Genomic DNA, 13602 nt, shown 5'->3' with positions numbered 1-13602 from the left:
GGTTTTCGGTGGCTTGCATCGGGGGTTCACCGTCTTGGGGCGGGCATGGACAACGCCAGCGTGGGCTTGGTTTCCGCGTGGCACCCTCAGCAGGCAACACAGTGACCTCGGGGGGCGACGCCGTCTCGCTTGCAGTTCGGACACCGACGCTAGCGTTGCCAGTATGCCGACGATGCTGCAGAGCAGCCTGTGCGATTGGTGGGGCCGGCTGCCGGGCGAGATCGATTGCGCTTGAGCGCGCCAATGCGATGTTGCGGCGCATTTGCGGCGCGCTTGCGGCGTTCGAGCCTCGCCGCGTCGAGGTCCAGCTGCTGTGGCTGCTCGGTCGAGGGCGTCCAGCTCGCATCTGTTTCGCGGCGGGGCAGCAGCCTCAGGCGTCGGCGCGCGCCTGACGTGCGAGGAGTTCGTCCAGCGCCATGGGACGCCCCACCAGCCAGCCCTGCGCGTAGCGGCAGCCAAGTTCGCGGAGCACGCCGAGCTGCTCTTCGCGCTCGATGCCTTCCACGACCACGTCCGCACCCAGACCGTGCGCCATGTCGACGATGGCCTCGACGATGCGCCGGGCGCGCGGGTCCTCGAGCATGGCGCGCGCGAAGGCCTGGTCGACCTTGAGCGTGTCGAAACTCAGCAGGTGCATGTGCTGCAGGTTCGAGTAGCCGGTGCCGAAGTCGTCGAGGGCGACCCGCACGCCAGCTTCCCGCGCGCTGCGCATCATCGCGGCAACCCGCTGGTAGTCCAGCTGACGGCTCTCTGTGATCTCGATCTTGATCTGCGCAGGCTGGATGCCCCGCGCGTGCAGGCGATCCAGCAGCCGCGGCAGCAGCGCGTCCTCGACGAGCTGGCGGGCCGAGACGTTGATCGCCATGAAGGGCAGGCGCCCGCGGGGTGAACCGATGCGGGCGAGGGCGTCCAGGCTGGCCTCGAGCACGAACTCGCCGACCGGCACGATCAGCGAGGTTTCTTCGGCCAGCGCGATGAACTCGCCAGGAGAGATCTGGCCTCGCTGGTCGTGGTGCCAACGCACCAGCGCTTCGTAGCCAGCGATCTCACCGCGGTCGATCTCTAGCAGCGGCTGGAAACGAACTTCCAGTCCGCCCGTGCTGAGCGCTTCGCGCAGTTCGGATTCCAAGCGGATCTTGCCAATCCCATCGATCCCCGCATGGATCACCTCGGGCGCCGCAGGTGCCTGTCCCTGGAGGCTGGCCAGAGTTGCGCGGTAGCGGCGCAGCTGCCCTTCGAGCAGGGCGCGCACCACGGGGTCGGTATTGAGCAGGCGTTCGGCGATCTGCTCCGGCGTGATCGGCACCAGCACGCAGTGGTCGATCGCAGTCGCCGTGGCCGTGCGCGGCGAGCGATCGATCACCGCCATCTCGCCCAGCAACTCCCCCGAACGCACTTCGGCCAGCATGCGTTGTTCCGGACCGGTGGTGATCTGCAGCGTTCCGGCCTGCACAAGGAAGGCGCAGTCGGGAGGATCGCCCTCGCGGAACAGCACTTCACCGGGCTTCAGTTCGATTCTGTGCTGGGACACGGTGGGCTCTCTGCAGTCGTCTATCCGGGGCCAGGCAAGCGAACGCGCCAGGCGCTACGCCAGCCCGCAAACACCCGGCCCGTGGCCGAGCGTTCGCCGAGTCTAGCGCCGCTCGCGACCGTGGGCGCACGCGGGTGCACCGAAGCTTCCCAACTGGTCCCAGTGTGCTGCGCACCCTGATCGAGCGGCCGCTGCTGCGCGCACGCCGAAGCATGAAATGTCGGCGGCACAGTCCGCGCTCGCGCAGGCACAAAAACAAAGGGCCGCATGAGCGGCCCTTTGTCGTTTCAGCTGTCGAACATCACTGGAAGGTGATGTTACATGCTGTCGGCCCGCTCAAGGCACTGGTGTTGACGTTGTAAGTTGCTGCCGGGGCAGGGCTAAGTGGCGAGAGAGAACAGCCTGCACTGACGGTAGGCACTGGTCGGGTCGGCCCGGCTCCGTTGGGCGTTACGGTCATCGAGACGATAGTGTTGGCTGGAAATGGCTGCGCACAAGTCACTGCCTGCGGCGGAGTGCCAGATCCGGCGGGGATACTGCATGTGAATCCACCGGTACCCGTAACGTTGCCGCCACCGCCCATTGCCTGAGTTGAGTTGAGGACCAGCGTCAGGGTCTGGTTCTGCGTGTTGCCACCCGTATTGCACGCATTGGCCGGCGGCGGCGGGCTGAAGCCACCACCGCCTGCGCAGCTGTCGCGGCCCTTGAAGATCACGGTCGCCGACGGCTCACCGCCTGCCAGGCTGAACTCGCACTCCCACTCCGCGCCGCCGCCCGGCTGATCCATCAGCGAAGCGACTACGACGGCGGTGCTATTGCCGCCGGCATCGGTGATCGTGGGCGCCTGCGACACGCTGACCACCGCGGTGTCGCCGTCGCCGGAGCACTGCGCGGCAATCGCGCGGCCGGAGATACCGTTGCCGGCGCCGTCGATCAGGCGCAGGTTGACGGTGAACGATCCGTCGCCGATGAACGCGGTCGGGAAGGCCTGCAGGATCAGATCATCCGCAACGTTGATCTCGACTTCCGCAGGTTCCGCATCGCCAAGGGTGAAGGTCAACAGGTTGTCGCCATCCTCGGTCATGCCGCTGGTGACAACGGGAACCAGGACGCAGCCGTTGCTGCCCGTCGGGCTCGGCAGCGGACCGCTGTTGCGACCGCCAATGGTGCCAGTGCCCGAGGCGAGGCTGAAACCGAAGTTGACGAAGGCACCCTGGATCGGCGAGTCGAAGGCATCGCGCAAGCAGACCGTCACATTGGCGGTGGTGTTGCCGGGAATGGCGCCCGGGTTGGCGATGATGTTGAGCTCGGCGATACCCGGATACACCAGAGTCGCGATATCGGACACCAGCTTGGAACCGGTCGTCGTGGTCGCGCTGCCGCGGCTCCAGATCGCCACGCTCTGGCCAAGACGCGACACCGGGTAGTTCACCCGCACTGTCGCTACACCGTTCTCATCGGTGAAGCCGGTTGCAATGATGTTGCCGTGCTGGGCGCGCCCGATGATGTAGGGCAGGACATTGCCGCTGTCCACGCTGGTGCCGGTGTCGTCGTTGCGATTGAAGCGCTGGACCGTCGAAAGGGCCGTCTGGCTGTTGACCTGGGCGATGGTGCGCGCGCTTTCGAGGTCGCGGTTGCCCTGGACGGACTGACCAAACACGAGCAGGGTGTCACCCGGGCCGGCACCGCCGCCGGCGGTCTGGAATGCACCACCCGGAGCGCTGAACAGGAAGCCATTTTCCTGCGGGTTACCGTCGTTGCCCGCAATCGCGAACACACCGGAGCCCTGGGTCGGGAAACCAATCAGCGGAGCGTCGATCAGGCCGAACTCGACGGGTGTGCCCGCAATCACCGGGTTGCCCTGGCGATCGGTGGCAAGTGCACTGACGGTAAGGCTGTAGGTACCGTCGAGGCCTCCGATCAGTCCTTGTTCGTTCGATGCGACGCGATTTGCCTCGATGGCTTCCACATTGGGGCTGGTCAGCTGCAGCGCGAACAGCTTGCCGTCCGAGATCACGACCGTGCGCTCGGCGACCACGGGATCGCTGATGCCGTTGTCGACGTTGTTGTCGGCGCGATCAGCGGTGACGCGGATGGTGGACTGACCGATGCGCGAGCCGGAGATGAAGTTGAATGTGGCACCACCTGCAGTGGTCCTCAGCGCGATGCTCGCGCCGCTGACGTTCTGTCCGGCTGCGTTGACGCCATTGACGCGCTCGCCAGCGGCGGTCGAGGCATCACCGATCACTTCCACGCGAATGTTGTTGAAGGAGGTGTTGCCGGCGACCGGGTTCGGCACCGGCTGGCCGATGCCATCATTCACTTCAGCCTCGAAGACGCCCGAGGTGCGCCCACCAGAACCTTGCGCGTACAGACCGGCAAACGTCGGGAGCAGCTGAACCGTTGCCGGCAGCGGCGGCGCGTTGGAAACGATCTGGATGCTTTGGGTCGTGCTCAGGACACGACCAGTTTCGGGGTCCTGAATGCTCGCGGTAACGACTGCGGTACCGGTGGTGTTGAACGAATGAACGAACGCCGTGGCACGGCCTGAGTTGATACCGACAGGGGTGCTGCCCACCAAGGTCAAGAACTCGTTGTTCTCAATCACCGGCGTGCTCGGATCGTCCTCCGTTTCAGGATCATCAAGGGTCGACAGAGCGGCCACGGTCACCGGGTTGATCGAGAGCCCAAGACCACCCGACCCACCGCGTGGAATGGAGATCGGCTGGCCGCTAGCGGTACGCGCGGTGATGGTGAGCTCACTCATGTAGGGCGAGCCCAGGAAGGGACCAACGCCAAACAGATTCACGGGGAGCTGCGTTCGCGTCGCTTCGATGGTGATGTTTCCGGTCTGCGCCGGAGCGGTGATGGTCACCGGGATCGAGGCGGCAGACGCTGACTGCTGACTAGAAGGCTGGACGGAGAAGGTCAGCGTGACCGCGCCTTGGCTGTTACCCGCGAGGTAGATGAACTCCGCGCGGCCGCCCACAGTCGGGGCGCTGTTGGTCGAGGACTGCTGGCCACCGATGACGCCGAAGATGCCGCCGAGATTGCTCGGGCTCGCCGAAGCGGTGACCACGGTGCCATCGGGGAGCGGCGTGTTGTTGGATGTCGTGGCGTTGACACTGACAGCCAGGCTGCTACCCGCTGGCACGGTTGCACTCTGCGCGCTGGCGCTGATGCGGGCACTCGAGATCGGTCCGAAGGTACCGTCGTTTCCGCTGCCCCCGCCCCCTCCGCAGGCTGTCAGCAGCGCCACCGAGCCCAGCAGCAGGCACTTGAGCAAAAGTGTTGGTTTCATCTTCTCTCTCCAGAAAAGCCGGCAGCGTTCCATCGCCGACCCGATTGTTGATGTCCTGTCAGCTGGGCAACTGGCGTCAGCGCGTGCTGCGTCCCGAAACCGCCAGCACCTTGGGCGTCACAAAGATCAGCAGCTCCGCTTTCTCGGTGCCGTTGCGTTTGGTCCGGAACAGGTTGCCCAACACCGGCACGTCGCCCAGGAACGGCACCTTGCGGAGATCTTCTCGACTGTTGAATTCGTACACGCCACCGATCACCACGGTCTGCCCGTTGTCGACAAGCACCGCGGTATTGATTTCTCGCTTGGAGATCAGAGGAATGTTGCCCAGAGGACTGGGAATGAACTCAGCCAGTTCATCCTTTTTGACCTTGAGCGTCAGATAGACGCGGTCGTCCTGAGTGATCGTGGGCGTCACCAGCAGTTCCAGCACGACCTCCTTGAACTTCGTGGTGATCTGGGCCGATGCGCCCGTGCCCGTTGTGGTGATGTAGCCGATCTCATCGCCCTGCTTGATGCTGGCTTCGCGCTGGTTGGCGGTGATCACGCGGGGACTGGAGACCAGTTCACCCCGACCTTCGGACTGAAGCGCAGAAAGCTCCAGGTCCACCAGGTAGTCGGCGCTGAGGATCGCAAAGCCGATCGAACCGGCAGCATTCTGGACCGGCAGATTGACACCCAGGCGGCTCGCCGCAGGCAGGATGTCACCACGCTGGGGAATAAGGCCACGGCCTTCAAGCAGCGGACCAATGGTCAGCGCGTCGCCGATGTTGCTGGCAGTGTTTCGGGCCCCATAGCGATTGCTCAAGGCGCTGGTGATCAGAGCATTGTTCGCTGCCTGCGAGCCGGAGGTCGTGATCACCCGCCCGCTGCTGCTCTGGTCGGCACCGCTGACGCCGAACTTGGCGCCCAGCTCGCGCGCGAAGTTTTCGCTCGCGATGACGATGCGCGCTTCGATCAGCACCTGGTCCACCGGGCGATCCAGCAGGACGATGAGGTTCTTGATCTCCTCGACCTTCGGCGGTATGTCGTTCACCAGCAGAGTGTTGGTGCGCTTGTCGAAAGTCACGGAGCCGCGAGCCGAAAGAAAGCCGCGTGACTCACCGCCCTGCTGCGCCTGCTGTTGGGCGCCCCCCTGCTGATTACCCTTGCTCTCCTCGGTCAACAGCTTGGCGATCTCTTCGGCACTGCCGTAATTGATCGCGATGTATTCGCTGACCAGCTCGGCGCGCTGCTCCTGCTCGATGCGCGCGTCGGCGATCGCCTTCTCGTAGGTTGCGATCTCGGCCTGCGGAGCGACCCAGATGACGTTGCGATCCTGGCGCTTGTCCAGCGACTTGGCGCGGAGGATCAGATCGAGCGCCTGATCCCAGGGCACATTGATCAGGCGCAGCGTCATGTTGCCGGTGACGCTGTCGGCAGCCACGATGTTGAGGCCCGACTCCTCGGCGATCAGCTGCAGCAAGGTGCGGACCGGGATGTCCTGGAAGGTGAAGGTGACCGGGCGACCGGTATAGCCGGGCTCCGCACCTTCGGCGACGACACCATCCGCTGTGACGACCTGCTGGACCGGATCAATCTCAACGACGAACTCGTTGCCGGTCTGGTAGGCCAAAGGTTCAAAGCGACCGTTCACCGCGATGTCCAACCGCGTGCCTGCGGGGCTGCGGCTCAGCTGCACTGACTGCACGGGCGTGGCGAAGTCGGACACGTCGAGCCGTTCGGCCATCTGCTCCGGGAGAAACACGCCGGCCAGATCGACCTGCACGCGCTGTCCGTCTACACGCATGTCGGACGCCGCGCCTTCGCCTGCCAGGGTCAGGATGATCCTGCCGGTGCCCTGTGGCGTGCGACGGAAATCGATATTGGCGACTTCAGTCACGTTCGCCGTGCGCTTGGCGGGATCGGCCGAATAGGCGGAGACCTGGGTCGCCGTCGTGCTGGCGGCCCCGACGCTGACGATGACGTTGTTGCCCTCGCTGCGCGTCTGGTACGCACTCGACCGGAACAGGTCGATCGAGACTCGCGTGCGGCCGGCAGCCTCCGCGGTGGAGATCGCGCTGGTCGCGCCAATGCCCACGGGGATGCGGCGCTGGGCGACCGCGTTACGGGTATCAGGAAGGTCCACGATGATCCGCGGGGGATCATCGGTGGTGAACACCGGCAGCTCGGCCGCGGGTTCACTCAGGCTGAGGGTGATGTCGACCTGCCCTCCCGGGCCGGCGGAGAAGCTGATGTTCTCGAGGCTGCCCGCCGCAAGCGCGAGGTTGCCCGCTCCGAGCAGGGCGGCGAGCGCCGTGAGCCGCAGGCTGCGGATCCGCAGGACGCTGGTGTAGGACTTGGATGTGCGCTTCATGCGATTCCCCACTGCTTATTCGTTGTCGAGCGCGAGACGCGCCGGGCGTTCAAGCCAGCCACCCGAACCATCGGGAATGAGTTCGACGAGCTCTAGGCCGTCTTCGCGGATTGCGACGATGCGGCCGTCGCTCTGCCCGAGGTACTGGCCCACCCGGACCCTGTGGACCACGCGCTGCGGATCCATCACCAGGGCCACCTGGTTCTCGCCCGCGCCGATCAGGCCGACCATGTCGAGGCCGTCGAGCGGGAAGGCTTCCAGGATCTCCTTGCGGCGATTCGGGTCGGGGCGCGGACCGTCGCTGCGGCTCTGCTCGTCGCGCCGCTGCGGCATCGAGAACGGATCGCGAAGGTCCTGAGCCGCGTACACGAAGGTTTCGAACTGCTTCATCACCGGCAGCGGCTCCAGCGGCGGTGCTGGGCGCTGCTTGACATCAGCGACGTAGTTCTCGAGGTCGCGCATGCCGGGATCGCAGCCGGCGAGGAGAAAAGTCGCGGCGAAGAGGGCAACGAAGCGCGGGATGGTCGGCATCTTGCTCATCGCGCGGCCCCCTGCTGTGCCTGAGCCTCAGCCACTTCGGCCTGCTCCTCTTCGTCGAGATAGCGGTAGGTCTTGACGGTGCCTTCGAGCACCAGCCCGCTGCTCGCGCCGACCTTCTCGTCGCGGGGCTTCAACGAGATGTCGTGCATCGTCATGATGACCACGCGTGGCAGCGACGCAACGCCACTCACGAAGTCGCCAAACTGGTGGTAACTGCCTACCATGCGCAGCGAGATCGGCTTCTCCGCGTAGAACTCCTTGCGGATCTCCGGCTGCGGCTGGAAGAGCTCGTTGGCGATACCCGAAGCGAGCGCAGTTTGCGAGATGTCGACGATCAGGTCGGGCATTTCAGTGCGGGACGGCAGCTGCCGCAGCATCTGCTGGAGCATGGCTTCCATCTCCGCAAGCTGCTCCTTGAGCGGCTCCAGGTTCACCGCCTTGGCCTGCTCCTTCTCGAAGTCATCGCGAAGTCCGACTTCGGCGCGACGAAGCGTCTCAAGCTGATCTTGCTGGGTGCTGACAAACAGGTACCAGCCAAAGAACAGGATCAGCACCACCACCATGGCGCAGAAGAACGCCTTGACCGGCGGCGGCCAAGCACCAGCGTTGTTGAAGTCCAGATTGCTGAGGTCAAAGTTCTTCATGGCTGGACCTCCGGCGCACCCTCGGCTGTTTCTCCCTCGCCCTCGCCCTCGCCCTCTCCAACCGGCTTGGTCGCGGTGGCGTTCATCCGGAAGAAGTAGGGCATCGCCTTGTCGTCGCCCTTGATCTCGATCACACCAAGATCCGCGCTAGTGAGCCATTCCGCCGCCTCGATGTTGCGCATGTAGGACGATACCCGGGCGTTCGACTGGGTCATGCCCTCCAGAGTCAACTGGTTGCCTGCCTGCTTCACCGAAGACAGGCGCACGCCATCAGGGATTGTCCGGACCAGATCATCGAACAGGTGCACCATCTGCGAGCGGTTGGCCTGCAGCTGCTCGATGACCGCCTTGCGCGCCAGCAGATCGGACTTCTTCTTCTCCAGAATCTCGATCTCGGCGGTTTTCGTCTTCAGCGCCGTGATCTCGCGCGTCAGATAGGCGTTCCTCTGCTGCTGGTTGCTGATCAGGCCGTCGAAGTACTGGATCGCACCGAAACTGACGGCGATGGCAAGGCCGGCGCACAAACCCAGCAGGGCGAAGAACTCGTTCTGGCGCTGCTTGCGGCGCTCGGCGCGCCACGGCAATAGATTGATCTTGGCCATTTAGTCGAAGCTCCTGAGTGCGAGCCCGGCGGCGATCATCAGCGAAGGCGCGTCCTGCGCCAGGGCCTGCGCTTGGACCCGCGAGGCCAGGGACATGTTCGCCAGCGGGTTGGCCACTACGGTGCTCACGCCAAGCTGGTCCTCGACCATCTCGGCCACGCCGGCAATCGATGCGCAGCCGCCAGCCAGGACGATCTGGTCGACGCGGTTGAACTCGCTGCCGGCATAGAAGAACTGCAGCAGTCGGCTGACCTGCTGGACCATGGCTTCCTTGAACGGCTCCAGCACTTCGATCTCGTAGCTCTCGGGCAGGCCGCCCTGACGCTTGGCCAAGCCGGCCTCCTCGTAGGACAGGCCGTAGCGGCGCATGACCTCGTCAGTCAGCTGCTTGCCGCCGAACACCTGCTCGCGGGTGTAGATGCTGCGCTGGTTGCGGAGCACGTTGAGCGTGGTCATGGTCGCACCGACGTCGACCAGGGCGACCAGGCCATCGCGCGTGACCGAAAGCTGGTCGGCGATCAGGCGGAAGGCGTTCTCCATCACGAAGGCTTCGACGTCGACGACCTTGGTGTTGAGGCCACCGAGGTCGAGGGCCGCCGTGCGGACCTCGACGTTCTCGGTACGCGAGGCCGCCAGCAGGACCTGGACCATCTCCGGGTTGTCCTTGACCGGCCCCAGCACCTCGAAGTCGAGGCTCACTTCCTCGATCGGGTAGGGGATGTACTGCCCGGCTTCGACCTGGATCTGGTCTTCCAGCTCGTCTTCGGACAGGTCGGCCTGCATGGGGATGATCTTGGTGATCACCGCCGAACCGGCCACGGCCGCGGCCGCGAAGCGGGTCTTGGACCCGGAGCGGTTGAGCGCACGCTTGATCGCTTCGCCCACCGCCTCGACCTCGACGATGTTCTTTTCGACCACGGCATTGGGAGGAAGCGGCTCCACCGCGTAGTGCTCGACGCGATAGCGACCGCCGCTTTGGCTCAGCTGGAGCAGCTTGACGGCCGTGGAGCTGATGTCCACGCCGATCAAGGGCACCTTCTTGTTTGCGAACAGCCCCACGGTTTCTCCCCTTCCCACAAGCCCTTACAGGCAATAACTCCACGACTACATTAAATAACGATTATTTGCAGTCTGGCAACAGATAGCCGCGGTTCAGGCTGCGACAAGCGCGATGTCCGTCAAGGTTTCGTGGTTCCGTGGCGACGGCACGGGCCGTGCTCCGGTGCTTTCAGCAGCCTCCGCGGGCGCTGCCGCTCAGGCCGGGGCGCCTATACTCGGCGCCCTCTCCCTTGCTGCCGGACGCCGCGGATGCGCCTGTTTCGACGCCTTTTGCGCTGGGCCCTCGTGCTCGGGCTCCTGTTTGGCGCGCTCGGCCTGGGCGCGCTCGGCGTGGCCTGGTGGCTGATCGCACCGACCCTGCCTGACGTGCAGGTCCTGCGCGACGTCCGCCTGCAGGTGCCCCTGTCGGTGTACTCGGCCGACGGCAAGCTGATGGCCGTGTTCGGCGAGGCCCGACGCAAGCCTGCCGCCATCGACCAGATCCCCGAACAGGTCAAGCAGGCGGTGATCGCCATCGAAGACGCGCGCTTTTACGAGCATCCCGGCATCGACTGGCGCGGCATCACCCGTGCGGTCTGGCTGCTGGCCACCAGCGATCGCGAACGCGTCCCGGGCGGCAGCACCATCACCCAGCAGGTGGCGCGCAACTTCTTCCTGAGCGCCGAGTACAGCTACAGCCGCAAGCTCACCGAGATCTTCCTGGCGCTCAAGATGGAGCGCGAGCTCAGCAAGGACGAGATCCTTGAGCTCTATCTGAACAAGAGTTTCTTCGGCAACCGCGCTTATGGGATCGCTGCCGCCGCCGAGTTCTACTACGGCAAGGAACTGCAGGACCTCGAACTGCATGAGGCGGCGATGTTGGCCGGTATCCCCAAGTTCCCGTCCAGCGGCAATCCGCTGACCAACCCGGAGCGGGCGCGGATCCGGCGTGACTACATCCTGCAGCGGATGCACGAGGTCGGCTTCATCGATGAGGCCAGCCTGCGCGCAGCGCAGGCGACGCCGGACACCGCGCGGGCGAACGAACCCGCCGTCGAACTGGAAGCGCCCTATGTTGCGGAGATCGCGCGGGCCGACGCGGTCGAGCGTTTTGGCGCCGACGCCATGTCCGACGGCCACCGCGTCTTCACGACCCTGCACAGTGCAGGCCAGGCTGCAGCCAATCGCGGCCTGCGTCAGGCCCTGCTCGACTACGACCGCCGCCACGGCTGGCGCGGCGCCGAGTCGAGCGTCGACGTGCCCGACGCGGCCACTCCTGCACAACTTCAGCGCCTGCTGCGTGACTACCCGACGGTAGCGGGCCTGCACGCAGGCCTCGTGCTGGAAAGCTCGACCGAACGCGCGCAGCTGATCCTGCGCGACGGGCAACTGGTGGAGCTCGGCTTGGAACAGGTGGCATGGGCGCGACCCTTCCTCGACGAGGATCGCCGTGGACCCGCTCCGCGCGCGGTCGACGCGGTGCTGTCGGTGGGCGACGTGGTGCGGGTGGAGCTGGACGCCGAAGGCGCCTACCAGCTCTCGCAAGTGCCCAAGGCCCAGGGGGCCCTGGCCGCGGTCGATGCCGAATCCGGCGCGGTCCGCGCGCTGGTGGGCGGATTCAGCTTCGCCCTGAACAAGTTCAATCGCGCGACCCAGGCGCAGCGGCAGCCCGGTTCAAGCTTCAAGCCCTTCGTCTACGCAGCGGCCTTCGAGCGCGGCTATGGCCCCGGCTCGATCGTGCTCGATGCACCGGTGGTGTTCCGCCAGCACGACGGCACGACCTGGCGTCCGCAGAACGACAACGCGACCTTCGCCGGGCCGATGCGCCTGCGCGAGGCCATGGTGACCTCGCGCAACCTGGTATCGGTGCGCCTGCTGGACGCCATCGGCGCCAGCTTCGCCCGGCGCTACATCCAGGGCTTCGGCTTCTCGCCCGAGAGCCTGCCCGAGAACCTGTCGCTGGCGCTGGGCACCAGCTCGACGCCGCCTCTGGCCATGGCCCGCGGCTACACCCTGTTCGAGAACGGCGGCTATCTCGTCGATCCCTATTTCATCGACCGCATCGAGGATCGCGACGGCAACGTGGTCTACCAGGCCAATCCAGCCAGGGCCTGCCGCGATTGCCCGCAGCGCCTGCGCGAGGAGCTCGATCGCAGCAGCGACACAGGCTTCGACCTTGGCCCTGCGCAGGCCTCGGCCACGCCCGCCGACAGCGCGACCATCGAAGGTGCCTCGGCAGCCGGCGAAGAAGAGCCCGTGCTGGCGCCGCGCCGCATCGATGCGCGCACCGCCTACCTGGTCAACTCGCTGCTGCGCGACGTCGTCCGACGCGGCACCGGGCGCAATGCGCTGGTCCTCAACCGCGGTGATATCGGCGGCAAGACCGGCAGCACCAATGACCACCGCGATGCGTGGTTCGTGGGCGTGGGCGGCGGCCAGGCCGTCGCCGCCTGGGTGGGTATGGACGATTTCGCCTCGCTTGGCCGCGGCGAGTTCGGCGCGCGCGCGGCGCTGCCGATCTGGATCGAGTACATGCGTGGCGCCCTGGCTGAGGTGCCGGAAACGCGGCTCACCCAGCCGTCCGGCATTGCCACCGTGAGCATCGACCCGGCCACGGGCGTCCTGCTGCCGCCTGGCACGCCGGGCGCACTGCCCGAGCTGATCCGGGTCGAGGACATCGCCCGTCTGCAGCGGACCGCACCTGCCGACGAGCGCGCGCTGAATGCGCAGGAGAGTTTCGACATCTTCTGAGCCCGCGCAGCGCCGGTGGCGCCTGAGTCCCACCCCAGCCAGCGTGCGGCGGAAGGGTGCCACGTCCGCGCCCACTCCCTCGCGGTCACGGCGCGCATGCGCACGCGATCAAGTCTCTCGGCTATGCTCGGAAAACCGCGACCGCACCGGGGAACCTCATGCGACATGCCGCCGAGCACGCCCGCACCCGCACGCGAGAAGCCCGTCAACGGCTCGCCTTCGAAGCCGCGCGCCTGATGGCCGAAGGCGGCATCCGCGACTACAACGTCGCCAAGCGCCGCGCCGCGGCCAGGCTTGGCGTCACCGACGAGGGCGCGCTGCCGCGCAATGCCGAGATCGAAGTCGCGCTGCGCGAGTACCAGCGCCTGTTCCAGGCCAGCGAACAGCCGCAGGCGCTGCGCGAACGTCGCGAGGCTGCGCTGGAGGCGATGCGCTTCTTCGAACGCTTCGATCCCCGATTGGTCGGGGCTGTGCTCGACGGTTCCGCCGACCAGCGCTCGGCGGTCTGCCTGCACCTGTTCTGCGACGAGGCGGATACCGTTGGCCACTTCCTGCAGGAGCACGGCATTCCGGTCGAACAGCAGAGCCGCCGGCTGCGCCTGGACCGCGAGCGCAGCGCGGTGTATCCGGTTTACGTCTTCAACGCCGACGGCCTACCGTTCGACCTCACCGTGCTGCCCCGCGATGCCTTGAGGCAAGCGCCCCTTGACCGCATCGACGATCGGCCGATGAAGCGCGCTTCGCTGTCCGCGCTGCGCGACCTGATCGACGCGGGCGGCTGAGCCACCGACCGAGCCCGTGCGCCATTGGCTGCTGCTGCAACGCAAACGCCCACCTCGCGG

9 protein-coding genes are annotated in these 13602 nt (G+C 65.9%); 2 read left to right on the top strand and 7 right to left on the bottom strand.

The genetic code is table 11. The features are described from left to right. Positions 1-370 precede the first annotated feature (370 nt). The 7 genes from Q0654_RS07165 to Q0654_RS07135 all read right to left on the bottom strand — a co-directional run bounded on the left by Q0654_RS07165 (position 371) and on the right by Q0654_RS07135 (position 10030). Positions 371-1531, bottom strand: coding sequence for an EAL domain-containing protein (locus Q0654_RS07165; protein WP_298852120.1), 1161 nt, complete (start codon positions 1529-1531; stop codon positions 371-373). A 301-nt stretch (positions 1532-1832) separates the two neighbouring features. Continuing rightward, the gene (locus tag Q0654_RS07160; RefSeq protein WP_298852117.1) at positions 1833-4832 is read right to left on the bottom strand and encodes a hypothetical protein; all 3000 of its coding nucleotides are present in this window, start codon (positions 4830-4832) and stop codon (positions 1833-1835) included. 76 nt (positions 4833-4908) lie between these two features. After that, positions 4909-7113, bottom strand: coding sequence for a type IV pilus secretin PilQ (gene pilQ / locus Q0654_RS07155; protein ID WP_298852158.1), 2205 nt, complete (start codon positions 7111-7113; stop codon positions 4909-4911). A gap of 87 nt (positions 7114-7200) precedes the next feature. After that, entirely contained in the window at positions 7201-7725 is a 525-nt protein-coding gene (locus tag Q0654_RS07150) for a pilus assembly protein PilP (protein ID WP_343230126.1), read from the bottom strand. After that, on the bottom strand, positions 7722-8369 hold the full coding sequence (gene pilO / locus Q0654_RS07145) for a type 4a pilus biogenesis protein PilO (protein ID WP_298852115.1): 648 nt from the start codon (positions 8367-8369) through the stop codon (positions 7722-7724). The genes Q0654_RS07150 and pilO overlap by 4 nt, the downstream gene beginning before the upstream one ends. After that, entirely contained in the window at positions 8366-8971 is a 606-nt protein-coding gene (locus Q0654_RS07140; RefSeq protein WP_298852113.1) for a PilN domain-containing protein, read from the bottom strand. The genes pilO and Q0654_RS07140 overlap by 4 nt, the downstream gene beginning before the upstream one ends. After that, entirely contained in the window at positions 8972-10030 is a 1059-nt protein-coding gene (locus tag Q0654_RS07135; protein WP_298852110.1) for a pilus assembly protein PilM, read from the bottom strand. A 249-nt stretch (positions 10031-10279) separates the two neighbouring features. Here Q0654_RS07135 and Q0654_RS07130 point away from each other — a divergent pair, with 249 nt between their 5' ends. Together Q0654_RS07130 and Q0654_RS07125 are read left to right on the top strand one after the other, a co-directional pair. Continuing rightward, a complete protein-coding gene (locus Q0654_RS07130) occupies positions 10280-12760 on the top strand; it encodes a PBP1A family penicillin-binding protein (RefSeq protein WP_298852108.1) in 2481 nt (826 codons plus the stop codon). Between the two features lie 158 nt (positions 12761-12918). Beyond that, positions 12919-13542, top strand: a complete 624-nt coding sequence (locus Q0654_RS07125) for a hypothetical protein (RefSeq protein WP_298852105.1) — start codon at positions 12919-12921, stop codon at positions 13540-13542. Positions 13543-13602 lie beyond the last annotated feature (60 nt).

This window comes from uncultured Aquimonas sp., from assembly GCF_937888285.1.
Classification (GTDB): domain Bacteria; phylum Pseudomonadota; class Gammaproteobacteria; order Xanthomonadales; family Xanthomonadaceae; genus Aquimonas.
This window is presented reverse-complemented; position numbering and strand designations above follow the sequence as displayed.